The sequence below is a fragment of the Geodermatophilus saharensis genome, assembly GCF_900188205.1.
In the GTDB taxonomy this organism is placed as follows: domain Bacteria; phylum Actinomycetota; class Actinomycetes; order Mycobacteriales; family Geodermatophilaceae; genus Geodermatophilus; species Geodermatophilus saharensis.
Window position 1 is genome coordinate 77,115 of sequence record NZ_FZOH01000007.1, and the last position, 17,500, is coordinate 94,614.

Consider the following 17,500-nt stretch of genomic DNA (forward strand, 5'->3'; position numbering starts at 1 on the left):
CCGCCGAGCGTAGTGAGCGGCGTCGGGCGGGTCGGTCAGTGACCGGACACGGCGGCCGGAGCCGGCGGCTCGCCGCCCACCGGGGTGGTCAGGGCGAGGGCGCCGAGGGCCACGCCGATGAGGGCGACGGTCACCAGCCGCAGCCGCGGGTGGGCCACCGGGGCCGGCCGGGTGCGGCCCCGGGGCGGGGCGGCGGCCGCCCAGGCCACGGTCGTGGGCGCGGAGACCAGCAGCAGCTTGCCCACCGGGACGGCGAGGGCCAGCAGCGCCAGCGCGGGCAGCGGCAGCGTCGTCGGCGGGTCGAGGGACGTCGTCCCGGCGGCGACGGTGAGCCCGGCGACCAGCAGCAGCTCGGCGCCGGCGACGCCGGCCGGGAGCCGCCGGCCGGAGCCGTCGAGGACGGCCAGCCCGCCGGCCGCGCACAGCACGATCCAGCCGGCCAGCCCGCCGAGGACGGCGGCGACGAGCACCCCGGAGGGCCGCGGGGTCGCCGTCATCAGCCCGTCGAGGCCGGTGAGCCCCGCGGCGAGCAGGGCGAGGGCCTGCAGGACCGAGACGGCCGCCAGCAGCAGGACCGTCGCGGGCCACCGGGCGGGGTGTCCGGGCACGCGGGTCGGGAGGGGGGCGTCGAGGACGCTGGTCGCCACGGATCTGCTCCTGGCCGGGGACGTCGGTCACCGGTCAGGTCGTCGCGCGCGCCCGCGCGCTGGAGTCCGGGCGGAGTAGCCTCACCCCTCCGGGTCAGCGGACGCTGCGGCGGGCCTCCCGGTCGGCGGCGGCCCGCACGGCGGCGGCCTCGCCCTCGGCGCCGGCCAGGCGGCTGTGCCGGCGCCCGTAGGCGTAGTAGATGACGAAGCCCAGCGCCATCCAGACGGCGAACCGCACCCAGGTGTCGGCCGGGAGGTTGAGCATCAAGTAGACGCAGGCCACCGCCGAGAGGATCGGCACGAAGGGCACCAGCGGCACGCGGAAGGCGCGGTGCAGGTCGGGCCGGGTGCGCCGCAGGACGATGACGGCGATCGAGACCAGGACGAAGGCGAACAGCGTGCCGATGTTGACCAGCTCGGCCAGCGTGCCCAGCGGCAGGAACCCGGCGAGCAGGGCGACGAAGATCCCGGTGCCGATGCTGATCTTGTACGGGGTGCCGTAGCGGGGGTGGACGGTGGCCATCGCCGGCGGCAGCAGGTGGTCCCGGCTCATGGCGAACAGCACCCGCGACTGGCCGAGCATGAGGATCATGACGACCGACGTCAGGCCGGCGAGGGCGCCCAGCGAGATGACGCTGGAGACGAAGGAGAGCCCCACGCTGCTGAAGGCCTCGGCCAGCGGGGCCGAGGTGGACAGCTCGGAGTAGGGCTGCATGCCGACGACGACCAGCGAGACCGCGACGTAGAGCAGCGTGCAGATCAGCAGCGAGCCGATGATGCCGCGGGGCAGGTCCTTGCGCGGGTTCTTGGTCTCCTCGGCCGCGGTGGCGACGATGTCGAAGCCGATGAAGGCGAAGAACACGATCGACGCGCCGGCGATGACCCCGCCCCAGCCGAAGCTGCCCTGGGTGAAGCCCAGGAGCTGGATGAGCGGGGCGTGCCAGCCGCCCTCCCCCTCGGCCGCGGGCTCGGCCGGCGGGACGAAGGGCGTGTAGTTGTCCGCCGTCAGGTAGAAGAGGCCGAGCACGATGACCAGCAGGACGATCGCGACCTTGATCGCCACGATCACGCTGGTCACCCGGGACGACAGCTTGATGCCCAGGACCAGCACCGCGGTCATCAGCAGGGCGATGAAGATCGCCGGGATGTTGACCGTCGCCGTCTCCCCCGCGATGGAGGTGGGCAGCGGGATGCCGAGGTCGCCGAGCAGCTGGTTGAGGTAGCCCGACCAGCCGACCGAGACCGTCGCCGCGCCGAGCGCGAGCTCCAGCACCAGGTCCCAGCCGATGATCCAGGCCACCAGCTCGCCCATCGTGGCGTAGGAGAACGTGTAGGCCGACCCCGCCACCGGGACCGTCGAGGCGAACTCCGCGTAGCAGATGGCCGCGAGCCCGCAGACGACGCCGGCGATGACGAACGAGATCGCCACGGCCGGCCCGGCGGTGGTCCTCGCGACCTCGCCGGTGAGCACGAAGATCCCGGTCCCGATGATGACGCCGACGCCGAAGACGGCGAGGTCGAGACCCGAGAGGTTCTTCTTCAGCCGGTGTTCGGGTTCCTCGGTGTCGCGGATGGAGTCCTCGACGGACTTGATCCGGCGTGCGGTGTCGGCCACGGCGTCCCCCTGCTGGTGCGGCGGTCGGTGCGGTTCCGTGCTCCGGCGAGCGTGGCACGGGGCGCGGGTGCCCGCACGCCTACGCTTCCCTCGCCCGCCGTCGCGGGCGGATCGGAGGAGGTGCGCCCGTGTCCGACCCACGTCCGGCGGGGCCGCTGGGGCCGCCGCTGCCCATGGCACGGCCGCGGCCGATGGGGGCGCCGCGCGAGGGAACCGCCCGGCCGGCGGGTGTCCCGGCGGTCGTCGACTGCGCCGTCTACGTCGACGGCCACCGCGAGCCGCCGGTCGACCCGGGCGAGGCGCTGGCGGCCGCCGCCGAGCGCGGCGGCTTCGTGTGGCTGGGGCTGTTCGAGCCGACCGAGGACGAGCTGGGGCGCATCGCCGAGCGCTACGGGCTGCACCCGCTGGCGGTGGAGGACGCCGTCTACGCCCACCAGCGCCCCAAGCTCGAGCGCTACGACGACGACCTGTTCATGGTGCTCAAGACGGCGACCTACGTGGAGCACGAGGAGCTGACCTCGACCAGCGAGGTGGTCGGGACCGGCGAGGTGATGGTCTTCCTCGGCCGCGACTACGTGATCACCGTGCGGCACGGCGAGCACGGCGACCTGGCCGACCTGCGGCACCGGATGGAGGAGCAGCGTGACCTGCTCTGCCTCGGCCCGGCCGCGGTCCTCTACGCGGTCGCCGACCTCGTCGTCGACGCCTTCGTCGAGGTGGTGGCCGCGATGCAGGACGACGTCGACGAGCTCGAGGCGTCCGTGTTCAGCCCGCAGCGCACCGACGACATCGGCCGGCTCTACCAGCTCAAGCGCGAGCTGATGTCGCTGCGCCGCGCGGTGGCCCCGCTGGAGGTGCCGCTGGCGAAGCTGGCCGAGCGGCCGGTCCAGGTCGTGCCCGACGCCATGCGCTCCTACTTCCGCGACGTGCAGGACCACGCCATCCGGGTGCGCGACCAGCTCGGCGCGCTCGACGAGCTGCTGTCGTCGATCCTGCAGGCCTCGCTGGCCCGCACGTCGATGGCCGACAACGAGGACATGCGGAGGATCTCGGCGTGGGCCGGGATCATCGCCGTCCCGACCGCGATCGCCGGCATCTACGGGATGAACTTCGAGTACATCCCCGAGCTGCGCTGGCGCTACGGCTACTTCCTGGTGCTGGCCGTCATCGCGGTCACCTGCGTCCTGCTCTACCGCGGCTTCAAGCGCAACGGCTGGCTGTAGGAGCCGCGGCGGGACGCGGTTCGTGCACGCAGCGCGGTGCGGACCGTGCCACGACCGCGCTGCGTGCACGAACCCTCAGCGGCGCAGCGCCGCGCGGATCGTCGCGAGGAGCCGCACGGGGTCGTGCAGGTCGGCCGCCGTGACGTGGACGACGGTCCAGCCCGCCGCCTGCAGCCGGTTGAGCCGCTGCCGGTCCCGGGAGAACTGCCCCGGCTCGGCGTGCCAGGCCCCGTCGTACTCGACGGCGACCCGCAGCTCGGGCCAGGCGAGGTCGACCCGCGCGACGAAGCGGCCCTGAGCCACGACGACGTGCTGGGCCGCCGGCGCGGGCAGCCCGCCGTCCACGACCAGCAGGCGCAGCCGGGTCTCCTGCGGCGACTCCGCCAGCCCGTCGGCCCGCCGGCAGGCCCGGCGCACGCGGGCAGACGCCGCACCGGGCACCGCCACCCGGGCCCGCACCGTGTCGAGGTCGACGACGCCGGCGTTCACCAGCCGGTCGATCGCCACGACGGCCTCGTCGCCGTCGAGCAGGGCCGCCACCCGCACCGTGGCCGCGACCGGGGCCAGGACCGGCACCCTGTCGAGGACGCGGACGTCGGCCGGGTCGAGCGTCGCCCGCCGGACCCGCACCCCGGGGACCCGCCGCGGGTGCGCGCCCGGGGGCAGGACCAGCTCGACGTCGTCCTGCTCGTCGGCGAGGTCGACGCCCCACAGCACGGCCGCGCTCAGCCCGGAGACGACGGCCCCGGGGAGCAGCAGCCGCGCCGCTGCCCGCGCCCGGACCCGGTGGGAGTCGGGTACCCGGGCGTCGACGTAGACGTCGCGGAACAGGCGCCGGCAGGACGGGCCGCGCAGCCGGGCAGGGGTGAGCAGGCCCCGGCGGACGGCGTCGGTGCCGCGGAAGGCGCGGGAGCGGAGGGCAGCGGGCAGGGCGGTCGTCGGCACGGGGCGCACGCTGACCCGGCGGACCGACGCGGTGCCCCCGCGACGTCCACAGGCGCCGGTTCGTGCACAGGTCGCGACCCGGGGCGCCTGCCGGGCGCGTCGTGTGCACACAACGCGCCCGGGCGGCCGCGGGTCAGCTGGGCTTGGCGGCGACGACGGCGTCGTAGACGGTCCGCCGCGGCAGGCCGGTGCGGGTGACCACGGCGCGGATGGCGTCCTTGCGACCGGCCCCCGCGGCCTCCTCCTCGGCCACCAGCGCGGCGAGCTCGGCGGGCGAGAGCGACACCGGCCGCGGTACCGCGCCGGCCACCACGACGGTGATCTCCCCGCGCACGCCGTCGGCCGCCCACGCGGCGAGCTCGGCGAGGGACCCGCGGCGGACCTCCTCGTGCGTCTTGGTCAGCTCCCGGCACACCGCGGCCGCCCGGTCCCCGCCCAGGGCCTCCGCGGCGTCGGCCAGCGCGTCGGCGAGCCGGTGCGGGGACTCGAAGAAGACCATCGTGCGGCGCTCGTCGGCCAGCCCCGCCAGCCGCGCGCGGCGCTCCCCCGCCTTCCGCGGCAGGAAGCCCTCGAAGCAGAACCGGTCCACCGGCAGGCCCGACACCGCCAGCGCCGTGGTCACCGCCGTGGGCCCGGGCACCGAGGTGACCTCGATGCCGGCGTCGACCGCCGCCCGCACCAGCGTGTAGCCGGGGTCGGAGACCGAGGGCATCCCCGCGTCGGTGAGCAGCAGCACGGTGGCGCCGTCGGCCAGCGCCGCGAGCAGCCCGGGCAGCCGCGCGCGCTCCACCGACTCGTGGAAGGTGACCACCCGGCCGGTCACCGTGACCTCCAGGTCGGTGGCCAGCCGGTGCAGCCGCCGGGTGTCCTCCACCGCCAGGACGTCGGCCGAGGCCATCACCTGCCGCAGCCGCGGGCCCACGTCGCCGGGCTGGCCGAGGGGGGCGCCACCGAGCACGAGCCGTCCGGTCACGGCGTCGAGCCTGTCACGCCGGCCCCCGTCGGCCCGCCTGCAGGGGCCCGGCGCGAGCGCGCGAGTGCCGGGGGGCAGGCGGGCCCTTCAAATACCCTGGCGGCCATGGCGGTCCTGGCTCCCGAGCGCGCCGACGCCGGGCCGCCGCAGGACCCGCCGCGCCCGGCCCGGCGCCGGCCGGTCCCGCGCCCGCGGGTCGACCGCGTCCCGCCGCTGCCCGGCGACCGCCTGCTGTCCTGGCTGCTCGCGCTGGGGCTGGGCCTGCTGACGCTGGTCAGCCGCCTGGTGGGCATCAGCTACCCCGACACCCTGCTGTTCGACGAGGCGTACTACCCGCCCGAGGCCTGGGACCTGCTGACGTGGGGCCACGAGTACAACCGCGGCTACACGTTCATCGTCCACCCGCCGCTGGGCAAGTGGATGATCGCCGGCGGCGAGGCCCTGTTCGGCTACACCAGCCTGGGCTGGCGGTTCCCGTCCGCGGTGGCCGGGGCGGTCGCCGTCGTCCTGCTGGTCCGCCTGGCCCGGCGGGTCACCGGCTCCACGCTGCTGGGCGTCACCGCCGGTCTGCTGCTGGCCCTCGACGGCCTGGCGTTCACGCTGTCGCGGATCGGCCTGCTCGACGTCTTCCTGCAGGTGTTCGTCCTCGCCGCCGTCGCCTGCCTGGTTGTCGACCGCGACCGGGTGCGCGAGCGGGTGCGCCGGCACCGGCCGGTCCCGGCCACGGGCTTCCGGCTCGGCCCCCGCGGCTGGCGGATCGCCGCCGGCCTGCTGTTCGGCTGCGCCTGCGCGGTGAAGTGGAGCGGCCTGTACTTCCTCGCCTTCGCCGCCGTCCTGTCGTTGTTCTGGGACCGCGCGGCCTGGCAGGAGGCCGGCGTCCCCCGCCCGACGGCGACCGCGCTGCGCCGCGGCCTGCCCGGCGCCACCTGGGCGCTGGCCGCGGTGCCGGTGCTCACCTACCTCGCCAGCTTCGCCGGGTGGTTCCTCGGCGAGACCGCGCAGGGGCGCTGGTGGGCGCAGCGCAACCCCGAGACGGCGTTCCCGTGGATCCCCGGCGCGCTGCGCTCCTGGTGGCACATGCACGTGGAGTGGTGGACGTTCCACAACGGCCTGTCCACGCCGCACCCGTGGGAGTCGGGCCCCTGGACCTGGCTGGTCAACGGCCGGCCGATCCTGCTGTGGAACCCCCAGGGCCTCACCGACGCCGCCGGCGAGCAGGTGGTCCGCTACGTCCTCATGGTCGGGACGCCGACCCTCTGGCTGGCGTTCGCACCGGCGCTGGTGTGGGCCGCCTGGCGCATCGTCGCCCGCCGCGACCCCGCCGCCGTCCTGGTCGCCGTCATGGTCGCCGCGGGCTGGGGCACCTGGTTCCTCAACCCCGAGCGCACGATGTTCGTCTTCTACACCGCACCGGTGCTGCCGTTCTTCGTGCTCGCCGTCGTCCTCGTGCTGCAGGACGTCCTCGGCCGGGCGACGGACCCGCCGTGGCGCCGCACCGCGGGCCTGGCCGCGGTCAGCGGCTACGTGGCGGTGGTGGCCGGCACGTTCGCCTTCTTCTACCCGGTGCTCACCGGGCAGCCGCTGACGCACGCCGAGTGGCTCACCCGGATGTGGTTCCCGTCCTGGTACTGACGCCGCCCGGCCGGCACACCCAGCGGTAGACCTGGCCGTCGCGCAGCTCCACGGCCGCCGGCGGCCCCGGGACCGCGTCGGTGGCGAGGAGGGCGAGCACCCGGGTCCGGCCGCGGGTCACCGCGCCGTCGGGCCCGGTCCAGTGCAGGTACGGGTGCAGCAGCGGGCGCAGCCGCTCGGGATCCCGCCCGGCCGCCAGCACGGCAGCGACGACGTCGGCGGCCTCAGGCACCGGCGAGGGCGGCGTCGGGCACGGCGGCCGGCACGACGACCAGCGGGTCGGGCGGACCGACGCCGTCGTCGTGGCGGCCGGGGTGGTCGAGCACCGACAGCAGGTGCCGCAGGCCCTCGAGGCGGGCGCGCCGCCGGTCGTTGGCCCGGACCACCGTCCACGGCGCGGACGGCGTCGAGGTCGTGCCGAGCACCGCCTGCTCGGCCCCGGTGTGGTCGTCCCAGCGGTCGAGGACGGCGAGGTCGCCGGCCGTGAGCGCCGGCGGGTCCCGGCGCAGCGCGAGGCGGGTCCGCTGCTCGCCGCGGGACACGGCGAACCACAGCTTGACCAGGTGCAGGCCGCCGGCCACGAGCAGCTGCTCCGACGCGGCCGCCGCCGGCAGGGCGTCGCCGGTCCCCGCCTCCACGGCGGGCCGGCCGAACCAGGACCGGTCGAACAGCACGATCTCCCCGGCGGCCGGCAGGTGCGCGAGCGAGAGCCGCGCCGGCCCCTGCGGCCGCTCCGGCGCGGCGACCACCCGGACGGTGCGCGGGTCGAGGTGCTCGGTGGCGCACCGGACGAACCCGCTCGTGCCCGCGGCGTCGCGGCCCTCGACCACGATCGCCACCCGTCGGCGGTGCTCCTCGACCTGCCGCTGCAGCTTGAGCAGCTCCAGCTGCAGGCGGCACAGCTGTGGCTCGTAGTCGCGGCGGCGCAGCAGCTCGGGGTACGGGTGGTCCTCGCGCCAGGTCCCCGGCCGCTGCGGCGTGCGGGTCCCCTCCGGCACCGCCCGACCCAGCGTCCACCGGCCGGCGTCGGCGCTCCCCGTGCCGCGGGGGCGCGAGGCGGGCGCGGCGGCCCGGTGCGGCGGCGGCAGGGACCCCCGCGGGACCGGCACCACGACGTCGGGCCGCGCGGCCGGCGCGGGCCCGGGCAGCCGCAGCAGCTCCAGCGGCGCCCAGACCACGCGCGGCACGCCCGCCCGCGCGACCCGGACCCGCACCCGGCAGCGCCCGTCGGCGTCGTGCCGCCAGCCCAGCAGCGCGGCGGCCCGCCAGGCGCCGTCGAGGTGCAGCTCCACCGGCTGGGCCTCCGCGAGGGAGGCGACCGGGGTCCGCTGCGCCGCCATGCCGGTCACGCTAGGACCACCGGCGGCCGGCCCGGCTGCGCACGTGTGACGAAGTCGCGGACCCCGCGCTGGCGAAGCCGCCCAGGAACGGCCGACGCCGCCGGGGCGGGTGCCCCGACGGCGTCGGTCTCAGGGTGGAGCTGAGGGGATTCGAACCCCTGACCCCCTCGATGCGAACGAGGTGCGCTACCGGACTGCGCCACAGCCCCTGACGGAGGACGAGAGTACCTGCCGCGGCCCCGGGTGCCGCCGATGGGGGGTGGCTCCCATCGGCGAGTGTCGGGAACGGCCCCCGTGCAGGGTCCCGGCCCGAGCGGAGCGAGGGTCGGGGGGCGCGGGGGTCCTTCCTCAGCCGTTGACGACGCGCGGCTGGTAGTAGTCGATCTCGGCGAACCCGATGTCGTCGTCGTCCAGGCCCACGACGGCGCTGTCCTGCCAGCCGGCCGGCGCCGGGGTGCGGGCGGCCACCACGCGCGCGGGGCGCAGCGGGTGCACCGGCGCGAGCGGCAGGCTCGGGTGCGGCAGGCCGACGGTGGAGTGCACCGGCTCCTCGGCGACGGGCGCCGGGGCGGGACGCGCCTCCGGGGCCCGGCGCGGGGCGGGGGCCGGGCGGGCGGCCGAGCGGGCCGCGGCACGGGCCGCGCGGCGGGCGGCGGCCTGCTCGCGGCGCACCGCGGCGCGCAGCACCACCAGGTAGGCGACGACGGCGACGTCGAGCAGCCCCTGCGCCACCCACAGCCACGGCGTGAGGGTCAGGGCGCCGACCAGCGCCAGCAGCGTGAGCGCTCCCAGGCCGGCCAGCGTGCGGCGCCGGACGGCGTGCACGTCGACCCGCAGCTCGCCGGTGCTGCGCAGCAGCTCACGGTCCACCGCCACCCGCTCGGTCTCCGCCGAGCGCACCGGGTCACCCCCCCGGCGCCGCTGCAGCGTCCGGCCGGGGGTGACCTCGGCGCGCGCCGTCGAGGAGTCACCGCGGGTCACCACCATGGGCACCAGCACCACGAACCAGAGCACGACCAGCGCGGCGAGCAGCACGCCTGACCCCATCGAGAACACCACCCGTCACACGAGTCACTTGCCGCGGCAGGTTATGCAGGCAGATCCCCAGGAAGAGGGAGGCGCGCGGGCGTGTCGCCGGAGTGTTGTGGGACGGGAGTGGCGGGGACGGCGGCGTGTCGACATGGAGCCGACCGGTCACCGAGCGTCAGCGTGGTAGGCCGGGCGCTCCGGACCGCCAGCGGCCGAGCACCCCGCCGGGGACGTCCTCGGCCAGCAGCGCGTAGGACCAGTGGTCCCGCCAGTCACCGTCGATGTCGAGGTAGCGGCGCAGCAGGCCCTCGCGGGCGAACCCGAGCCGCTCCACCAGCCGCTGGCTGGGCCGGTTCTCCGGCCGGATGTCGGCCTGCAGCCGGTGCAGGCCGCCGGCGCCGAACGCGTGGTCGCACACCAGCGCCACGGCCAGCGAGGCCATCCCCCGGCCGGCGACGGCGCGGTCGATCCAGTAGCCCAGCGACCCCGAGCGCAGCGCGCCGCGGACGATGTTGTCCACGGTCACCTGCCCGGCCAGCCGGCCCTCGACCCGGACGGCGAACGGCAGCGACGTCCCCGCCCGGGCGCGGCGGGCCAGCGACCGGCGCATCGCCCGGTAGGCCGCCGGCGTGTGCCGGACCGACCAGGCCACCGGCGCGGTCGGCTCCCACGGCCGCAGCCAGGACTCGTTGGCCAGCCGCAGCCGGCTCCACTCCACGGCGTCGCCGCGCCCGAGCGGGTCCAGCTCGACCGGACCGTAGGCCAGCCGGGCCGGCCAGCCGGGGTGGGGCGCGGGTTCCAGCTCAGCCGCCCAGCAGCAGCGGCATGACCGTCACCAGCCCGCCCTCGGCGACCTCGGTGACGTCCTCGTCCACGACGACCAGGCAGTTGGCGCGCGCCATCCGGGCGAGCATCGCCTCGTCGCCGTCGCCGAGCGGCTCGACGACGTAGCCGCCGTCGGGGTGGCGCATGACCTGGCCGTGCAGGTACTGCCGGTAGCCCAGCGGCGAGAGCAGCCGCTCGGCGGAGATCGCCTGCACGGTGCGGCGGAACAGCTGCCGCTTGCCGAGCATCGAGCGGATCGCCGGCCGGACGAAGACCTCGAAGGACACCAGCGCCGCGACCGGCTCGCCGGGCACGCAGATCACCGGGACGCCGTCGCGGCCCAGCCTGCCGAAGCCCTGCACGGCACCGGGGTGCATGGTCACCTGACGGAAGTGCATCGGGCCGAGCTCGGCGAGCACCTCCTGCACCAGGTCGCCCTCGGTGGCGAAGGTGCCGGCGACGAGCACCAGGTCGCTGCGCAGCAGCTGGCTCTCCAGCACCTCGGTCAGCCGGCGCCGCTCGGTGGGCAGGATCCCCCACCGGTAGGCGGCGGCCCCGGCGTCGCGGGCGGCGGCGGCCAGCGCGTAGCTGTTGACGTCGACCACCTGCCCGGGCGCCGGCTGGGTGGTGATGTCGACCAGCTCGGTGCCGGCGGAGAGCACGGCGACCCGCGGCCGCGGCCGCACCTGCACCCGGTCGCGGCCCACCGCGGCCAGCAGGCTGATCTGCGCCGGCCCGATGGGCGTGCCCACCGAGACCGCGGCGGTGCCGGGCGAGACGTCGTCGCCGGTGCGGCGGACGTAGCTGCCGGCCTCCGGGCCGGCGTGCACCTGCACCCGCACCACGCCGCCGTCGGTCCACACACCGGGGACGACGACGTCGGCGCCGGTGGGCAGCATCGCGCCGGCGCTCACCTTCTGCGCCAGCCCGGGCGCGAGCGCGGCGGGCGCGGCAGCGCCGGCGACGGTCTCGCCGACGACGGCGAGCTCGACCGGCGCGTCGGGGGTCGCGGCGGCGACGTCCTCGGCGCGGGCGGCGTAGCCGTCGAGGGCGGCCTGGTCGAAGGCCGGCAGCGCGCGGGCGCTGACCACGTCCTCGGCGCACAGCAGGCCCTGCGCGTCGAGGACGGCGAGCTCGATCGGCTCGGGCTGGGGCACCGCGGCGAGGATCTCGTCGAGGTGGGCCTCCACCGTCCGCAGCGCCGGCGTCTCCGGCTCGGCCGGCCCGGGCGGCGGCGGCACGGCGCCGCGGTCGATCTGCGCGGTGGCGTGCGCCGGCGGGCCCGGGGACGTCGGCGGGTCGACGACGGCCCCGCTGCGGAGGTCCAGCGCCGTCGTGTCCCGGGGCCCCCGGCCCGCGCCGTTCTCGGTCATCGCCCCCGATCGTCCCCCCTGCGGGGACGGGCTCAGGCCTGCGACGCGCCCTCGGCGGGCAGGTCGGCCACGAACTCGGTGAGCCAGGAGCGCAGCGCCGGCCCGAGGTCCTCCCGCTCGGAGGCCAGCCGGATGACCGCCTTGAGGTAGTCGAGCTTGTCGCCGGTGTCGTAGCGGCGGCCGGCGAAGACGACGCCGTGCAGCGGGTGCCCGCGCTCGACCAGCGTGGCCAGCGCGTCGGTCAGCTGGATCTCCCCGCCGCGGCCGGGGGCGGTCTCGCGCAGCACGCCGAAGACCTCCGGCGAGAGCACGTAGCGGCCGATGACCGCCAGGCTCGAGGGCGCCTCGTCGACCGGCGGCTTCTCCACCAGGCCGGTGATGGCGACGACGTCGCCGGTCGCGCCGGGCTCGACCGCCACCGCGCCGTACTTGTCGATGTTCTCCCGGCCGACGTCGAGCAGCGCGATCACCGAGCCGCCGTGCTGGGCCTGCACCGCCAGCATCTGCTCGAGCAGGTGGTCGCGGGCGTCGATGAGGTCGTCGCCGAGCAGGACGGCGAAGGGCTCCTCGCCGACGAAGGCGGCCGCCTGCAGCACCGCGTGCCCCAGGCCGCGCGCCTCGCCCTGCCGGACGAAGTGCACCTGGGCGACGTCGGTGGACTCCTGGACGGCGGCCAGCCGGCCGGCGTCACCCTTCTTCTCCAGCGCCGTCTCGAGCTCGGGGGTGCGGTCGAAGAAGTCCTCGATCGCGGCCTTGTTGCGGCCGGTGACCATGAGCACCTCGGCGAGGCCGGCGCGGGCGGCCTCCTCGACGATGTACTGCAGCGCCGGGCGGTCGACGACCGGCAGCAGCTCCTTGGGCACCGCCTTGGTCGCCGGCAGGAACCGGGTGCCCATCCCGGCGACGGGGATGACGGCCTTGCGCGCCGGGCGCTGCGGGGTCGACATGCGCGGCAGCCTAACCAGGGGCCACGCGCCGGACGATCTCGTACCGGCCCCCGGCGGCGGCCGCGGCTCTAGCCTCCCCCCGTGAGCGCACCGTCCGACGCGGAGGCGGCCAAGTCCGTCCTGCGGGACCGGATCATGGCCGGCCGCCGGCACCGCACCCCCGCCGCGCGCGCCACGGCCGCGGCGGCGGTGGCCACCACGCTGCTCGCGCGCCTCGCGCGGGTGCGCGTCCTCGCGGCCTTCGTGCCGGAGGACACCGAGCCCGGGTCCGGCCGGCTGCCGGCCGCGTTCACCCAGCTCAGTGCCCGGGTGCTGCTCCCGGTCGTGCCCGAGTCGGGCACCGACCTGCGCTGGGCGGTCGACACCGGCCGGCTGGTGCCGGGCCGCTACGGGATCCTGGAGCCGGCCGGCCCGCGGCTGGGGCCGACGGCGGTGGGGACGGCGGAGGTCGTCGTGGTGCCGGCGCTGGCCGTCGACCGCGACGGCACCCGGCTCGGCCGCGGCGGGGGCTGGTACGACCGGGCCCTGCAGCACGTGCGCCCGGGCGCGGTGGTGGTGGCGCTGGTCTTCGACGACGAGCTGGTCGACCGGTTGCCGGCCCTGGCCCACGACCGCCCGGTGACCGCCGTCGTCACCCCCTCCGGCGGCTGGCAGGAGATACCCGCCGGTAGGTGACACGGTGGGCCGGTCGGCGCCGTCGAGGGGAGCCCGCCGTGTCTCCGGAGATCGTCTCGATCCTGGCGCTGGTCGCCATCTTCGCCATCGCCACGTTCCTGCCCATCAACATGGGCGCGCTGGCCTTCGTCGCCGCCTTCCTCGTGGGCACGCTGTCGGTCGGGCTGAGCGCCGAGGACATCCTCGGCGGCTTCCCCGCCGAGCTGGTGCTGACCCTGATCGGCGTCACGTACCTGTTCGCCATCGCGCAGAACAACGGGACCGTCGACCTGCTGGTCCGCGGCGCGGTGCGGCTGGTCGGCGGCCACGTCGCGGCGATCCCGTGGATCATGTTCGCCGTCACCGCGCTGCTCACCGCGATCGGCGCCCTCTCCCCCGCCGCGGTCGCGATCATCGCGCCGATCGCGCTGACCTTCGCCGCGCGGCACGGGATCAGCCCCCTGCTGATGGGCATGATGGTCATCCACGGCGCCCAGGGCGGCGGCTTCTCGCCGATCAGCGTCTACGGCGTCACGGTGAACACGATCGTCGAGGACGAGGGCCTGCCGAGCAGCCCGCTCGCGGTCTTCCTCGGCGCCCTGTTCTTCAACCTGGCCATCGCGCTGGCGCTGTTCCTCGTCCTGGGCGGCCGGCAGCTGCTCGGCCGGAAGGTGGCCGCCGCGCCGCTGGCCCACGTCGAGCACGCCCACGGCACCGTCGTCCGGGGACACGGCGCCGCCCCCGGGCCCGGCGTCGGAGGGGACGACGACGAGCACGTGCACCCCGAGGTCGCCCGGCCCGTGGGCTTCGAGCAGGTCCTCACCCTGGTCGGGCTGGCCGTCGTCGCGGTCCTGGCCCTCGCCTTCGACCTCGACATCGGGTTCGTCTCGATCACCGTCGCCGTCGTCCTGGCGCTGTTCTCCGCGCAGAAGCACAAGGGCGCGGTCACCCAGATCAGCTGGTCCACCGTCCTGCTCATCGCCGGCGTCCTGACCTTCGTCTTCGTCCTGCAGGAGGCCGGCACGATCGACTACGTCGGCGAGGCGGTCATCGGGCTCGGCATGCCCCTGCTCATCGCGCTGCTGCTCTGCTACATCGGCGGGGTGGTGTCGGCCTTCGCGTCGTCGACCGCCATCATCGGCGTCGCCATCCTGCTCGCGGTGCCGTTCCTGGAGTCCGGGGACATCGGCGCGGTGGGTGTGGTGGTCGCCCTGTCCGTGGCCTCGACCATCGTGGACGTCAGCCCGTTCTCGACGAACGGCGCGCTGGTCCTGGCCAACGCGCAGGACGTCGACCGGGACCGCTTCTACAAGCAGATCCTGGCCTACTCCGGGATCGTCGTCGCCGTCGGGCCGCTGCTGGCCTGGCTGGTCTTCGTCGTCGTCCCGAGCTGGCTGTGAGACAGGAGAGGGACACATGACCGGACCACTCGACGGGATCCTCGTCGTCGACCTGACCCGCGCGCTGGCCGGACCGCACGCGGGGATGATGCTCGGCGACCTCGGCGCCCGAGTGATCAAGGTGGAGAGCCCCGGCAGCGGGGACGACACCCGCGGCTGGGGGCCGCCGTTCGTGCAGCCGGAGGGGGCCGCCCGGGAGTCGACGTACTTCCTGTCGACCAACCGCAACAAGGAGTCGGTCACCCTCGACCTGAAGGACGACGGCGACAAGGAGCTGCTGCGCGAGCTGGTGCGCCGCGCCGACGTGCTGCTGGAGAACTTCCGCCCCGGCACGCTGGCCCGCCTCGGCTTCGGCACCGACGTGCTCGCCGACCTCAACCCGCGGCTGGTCACCCTCTCGATCAGCGGGTTCGGCCACGACGGCCCGGAGGGCAGCCGCGCCGGGTACGACCAGATCGCGCAGGGCGAGGGCGGGCTGATGTCGCTGACGGGGTCCGGTCCCGACGACCCGCAGCGGGTCGGCGTGCCGATCGGGGACCTGCTGGCCGGCATGTACGGCGCCTACGGCGTGCTGGCCGCGCTGGTCGAGCGGGAGCGCACCGGCCGCGGCCAGGTCGTGCGCACGTCGCTGCTGGCCGCGATCGTCGGCGTGCACGCCTTCCAGGGCACGCGCTGGACGGTGGCGGGCGAGGTCGGCCGCGCGCAGGGCAACCACCACCCCTCGATCACGCCCTACGGGCTGTTCCACTGCAAGGGCGGCAGCATCCAGCTGTCCTGCGGGTCGGAGGGGCTGTGGCGGCGGCTGTGCGCCGAGTTCGGCCTCGACCCCGAGGCGCCGGGGATGGCCACCAACGGCGACCGGGTGGGCAACCGGGAGCAGGTCGTCGAGCTGCTGGAGCGCACCTTCGCCGACACCCCCGCCGAGGAGCTGCTCGCCCGGCTGGCCGCGGCCGGCGTCCCGGCCGGCAAGGTGCGCACGCTCGACGAGGTCTACGGCTGGGACCAGACCCTGTCGCAGGGCCTGCTGATCGACGTCGAGCACGCCACCCTGGGCCGGCTGCAGCTGCCCGGCCCGCCGCTGCGGTTCTTCACCGCCACCCCCGACGGCGAGACCGAGACCACCCGCCGCGAGCACGCCGCGCCCCCGGTGCTGGGCGGCTCGGACGCGGAGATCCGCGCCTGGCTGTCCGGGCCGGAGGCGTGACCGGGCGCCTCGACGCCCGAGCGCTGCGCGACCTCGTCCTCGACCCGGGGTCCTGGACGAGCTGGGACACCCCGATCGGCCCCCGCGACGTCGACCCGGGCTACGCCGCGGAGCTGCGCGCGGCCGCCGAGCGGTCCCGGCAGGACGAGGCCGTCGTCACCGGGGAGGGCCGGCTGCGCGGGCGGCGGGTGGCCGTCGTCGCCGGGGAGTTCGGCTTCCTCGCCGGCTCGATCGGGGTGGCCACCGCTGAGCGGCTGGTCGCCGCCGTCGAGCGGGCCACCGACGAGGGGCTGCCGCTGCTGGCCGCGCCGGTGTCGGGCGGCACGCGGATGCAGGAGGGCACGGTGGCCTTCCTGCAGATGATCGGCATCACCGCCGCGATCGCCCGGCACAAGGCCGCGGGCCTGCCCTACCTGGTGTACCTGCGCGACCCGACCTTCGGCGGCGTGCTCGCCTCGTGGGGGTCGCTCGGGCACGTGACCATCGCCGAGCCGGGTGCCGCGATCGGCTTCCTCGGGCCGCGGGTGTACGCGGCGCTGCACGGCGAGCCGTTCCCCGAGGGCGTGCAGACCGCCGAGCACCTGGCCCGCCGCGGGCTCATCGACGCCGTCGTCGCCCACGAGGACGTCGCCGACCTCGCCGACCGGGCGCTGTCGGTGCTCTCGGCGCGGCGGACGTGGCACCTGGACGTCCGCGACGCGGAGCGGCCGACGCCCGAGGACGGCACCGACGCGGGGCTGGTCGGGGTGGACGGTGCAGACGGGCGCACCGCCTGGGACGTCGTCACCGCCTCCCGGCGCCGCGACCGGCCCGGCGTGCGGCGGCTGCTGCGGACGGCGGCCACCGACATCGTCGGCCTGTCCGGGACGGGGGCCGGCGAGAAGGACCCCGGCCTGCTGCTGGCGCTGGCCCGCTTCGGCGGCGCGCCGTGCGTCGTGCTCGGGCAGGACCGGCGCGGGCAGTCGCTGTCGGCGCCGCTGGGCCCGGCCGCGCTGCGGGAGGCGCGGCGCGGCATGCGGCTGGCCGCCGAGCTGCACCTGCCGCTGGTCACGCTCATCGACACCCCCGGCGCGGCGCTCTCCCGGGAGGCGGAGGAGGGCGGGCTGGCCGCCGAGATCGCCCGCTGCCTCGAGGACCTGGTGACGCTGCGGGCGCCGACGCTGGCGGTGCTGCTCGGCCAGGGCACCGGCGGCGGCGCGCTGGCGCTGGTGCCGGCCGACCGGGTGCTCGCCGCGGCCAACGGCTGGCTGGGCCCGCTGCCGCCGGAGGGCGCCGCGGCGATCGTGCACCGCACCGTCGACCGGGCGCCGGAGATGGCCGCCGAGCAGGGCGTGCGGGCGACCGACCTGTGGCGGGCGGGGATCGTCGACCGGGTGGTGCCCGAGCGGCCCGACGCGGCCGACGAGCCGGTGGAGTTCTGCCGGAGGCTGGGGCGGGTGCTCGGCGACGAGCTGGCCGGCCTGCTGGGTCGCGAGGACGCCGAGCGGCACCGCAGCCGGCTGCACCGGTACCGCCACCTCGGCCGCTGAGGGGCGCGCGGGGGCGCGGTGAGGGAGGACGCCGTCACGGCACCGTCCGCGCGGTCGCCGGTCCTGTCCGGCGCGTCTCACCCGTCCGCGCAGGTCACCGCCCCCCCGAGGTGGTACGCAGGGTGAGCCATCGACGACCTGGCGTCACCTGACGGGGGCACGAG

At 76.4% G+C, this 17,500-nt stretch carries 16 protein-coding genes and 1 tRNA gene; 6 read left to right on the forward strand and 11 right to left on the reverse strand.

The genetic code is table 11. The features are described from left to right. Positions 1-35: 35 nt before the first annotated feature. Positions 36-647 (reverse strand): hypothetical protein, encoded by a 612-nt coding sequence (locus tag CHC04_RS16785; protein WP_089405101.1) that lies wholly within the window; start codon positions 645-647, stop codon positions 36-38. A 94-nt stretch (positions 648-741) separates the two neighbouring features. Then, entirely contained in the window at positions 742-2,262 is a 1,521-nt protein-coding gene (locus CHC04_RS16790; RefSeq protein WP_089405102.1) for an amino acid permease, read from the reverse strand. Between the two features lie 128 nt (positions 2,263-2,390). Here CHC04_RS16790 and corA point away from each other — a divergent pair, with 128 nt between their 5' ends. Then, positions 2,391-3,485, forward strand: a complete 1,095-nt coding sequence (corA, locus tag CHC04_RS16795) for a magnesium/cobalt transporter CorA (protein ID WP_245817340.1) — start codon at positions 2,391-2,393, stop codon at positions 3,483-3,485. A gap of 75 nt (positions 3,486-3,560) precedes the next feature. Here corA and CHC04_RS16800 read toward each other — a convergent pair whose 3' ends face one another. Continuing rightward, positions 3,561-4,430 carry an endonuclease domain-containing protein gene (locus tag CHC04_RS16800; protein WP_089405267.1) on the reverse strand — a complete coding sequence of 290 codons (870 nt, stop codon included), beginning with the start codon at positions 4,428-4,430 and terminating at the stop codon, positions 3,561-3,563. Positions 4,431-4,563: 133 nt separating this feature from the next. Then, positions 4,564-5,403, reverse strand: coding sequence for a 16S rRNA (cytidine(1402)-2'-O)-methyltransferase (rsmI, locus tag CHC04_RS16805; RefSeq protein WP_089405103.1), 840 nt, complete (start codon positions 5,401-5,403; stop codon positions 4,564-4,566). Between the two features lie 105 nt (positions 5,404-5,508). Between rsmI and CHC04_RS16810 the strand changes: the two genes are divergently transcribed. After that, positions 5,509-7,035: a dolichyl-phosphate-mannose--protein mannosyltransferase gene (locus CHC04_RS16810; RefSeq protein WP_089405104.1), complete on the forward strand. Its 1,527-nt coding sequence runs from the start codon at positions 5,509-5,511 to the stop codon at positions 7,033-7,035. Here CHC04_RS16810 and CHC04_RS16815 read toward each other — a convergent pair. The 7 genes from CHC04_RS16815 to CHC04_RS16845 form a co-directional block, all read right to left on the reverse strand. Beyond that, positions 7,004-7,267, reverse strand: coding sequence for a hypothetical protein (locus CHC04_RS16815; protein WP_089405105.1), 264 nt, complete (start codon positions 7,265-7,267; stop codon positions 7,004-7,006). The genes CHC04_RS16810 and CHC04_RS16815 overlap by 32 nt on opposite strands. Beyond that, complete coding sequence (locus CHC04_RS16820) at positions 7,260-8,375, reverse strand: polyphosphate kinase 2 family protein (protein WP_141233836.1); 1,116 nt, start codon at positions 8,373-8,375, stop codon at positions 7,260-7,262. Before CHC04_RS16820 ends, CHC04_RS16815 begins: the two co-directional genes overlap by 8 nt. 135 nt (positions 8,376-8,510) lie before the next feature. After that, positions 8,511-8,584 (reverse strand) — tRNA-Ala (locus CHC04_RS16825). Between the two features lie 139 nt (positions 8,585-8,723). Continuing rightward, positions 8,724-9,422 carry a divisome protein SepX/GlpR gene (sepX, locus tag CHC04_RS16830; protein ID WP_089405268.1) on the reverse strand — a complete coding sequence of 233 codons (699 nt, stop codon included), beginning with the start codon at positions 9,420-9,422 and terminating at the stop codon, positions 8,724-8,726. A gap of 157 nt (positions 9,423-9,579) precedes the next feature. Then, positions 9,580-10,206 (reverse strand): GNAT family N-acetyltransferase, encoded by a 627-nt coding sequence (locus CHC04_RS16835; protein WP_089405107.1) that lies wholly within the window; start codon positions 10,204-10,206, stop codon positions 9,580-9,582. A 1-nt stretch (position 10,207) separates the two neighbouring features. Beyond that, the gene (glp, locus tag CHC04_RS16840) at positions 10,208-11,602 is read right to left on the reverse strand and encodes a molybdotransferase-like divisome protein Glp (protein ID WP_176450064.1); all 1,395 of its coding nucleotides are present in this window, start codon (positions 11,600-11,602) and stop codon (positions 10,208-10,210) included. 32 nt (positions 11,603-11,634) lie between these two features. Then, the gene (locus tag CHC04_RS16845; protein ID WP_089405108.1) at positions 11,635-12,549 is read right to left on the reverse strand and encodes a UTP--glucose-1-phosphate uridylyltransferase; all 915 of its coding nucleotides are present in this window, start codon (positions 12,547-12,549) and stop codon (positions 11,635-11,637) included. An 81-nt stretch (positions 12,550-12,630) separates the two neighbouring features. Between CHC04_RS16845 and CHC04_RS16850 the strand changes: the two genes are divergently transcribed. Genes CHC04_RS16850 through CHC04_RS16865 form a run of 4 tightly spaced genes read left to right on the forward strand, consistent with a single transcriptional unit; the run spans position 12,631 to position 17,336 of the window. Then, the gene (locus tag CHC04_RS16850) at positions 12,631-13,224 is read left to right on the forward strand and encodes a 5-formyltetrahydrofolate cyclo-ligase (protein ID WP_245817343.1); all 594 of its coding nucleotides are present in this window, start codon (positions 12,631-12,633) and stop codon (positions 13,222-13,224) included. Between the two features lie 38 nt (positions 13,225-13,262). Continuing rightward, on the forward strand, positions 13,263-14,603 hold the full coding sequence (locus CHC04_RS16855; RefSeq protein ID WP_089405109.1) for an SLC13 family permease: 1,341 nt from the start codon (positions 13,263-13,265) through the stop codon (positions 14,601-14,603). 16 nt (positions 14,604-14,619) lie between these two features. Then, positions 14,620-15,807, forward strand: coding sequence for a CaiB/BaiF CoA transferase family protein (locus tag CHC04_RS16860; RefSeq protein WP_089405110.1), 1,188 nt, complete (start codon positions 14,620-14,622; stop codon positions 15,805-15,807). Next, positions 15,804-17,336 carry a carboxyl transferase domain-containing protein gene (locus CHC04_RS16865; RefSeq protein WP_089405111.1) on the forward strand — a complete coding sequence of 511 codons (1,533 nt, stop codon included), beginning with the start codon at positions 15,804-15,806 and terminating at the stop codon, positions 17,334-17,336. The genes CHC04_RS16860 and CHC04_RS16865 overlap by 4 nt, the downstream gene beginning before the upstream one ends. Positions 17,337-17,500: the final 164 nt, after the last annotated feature.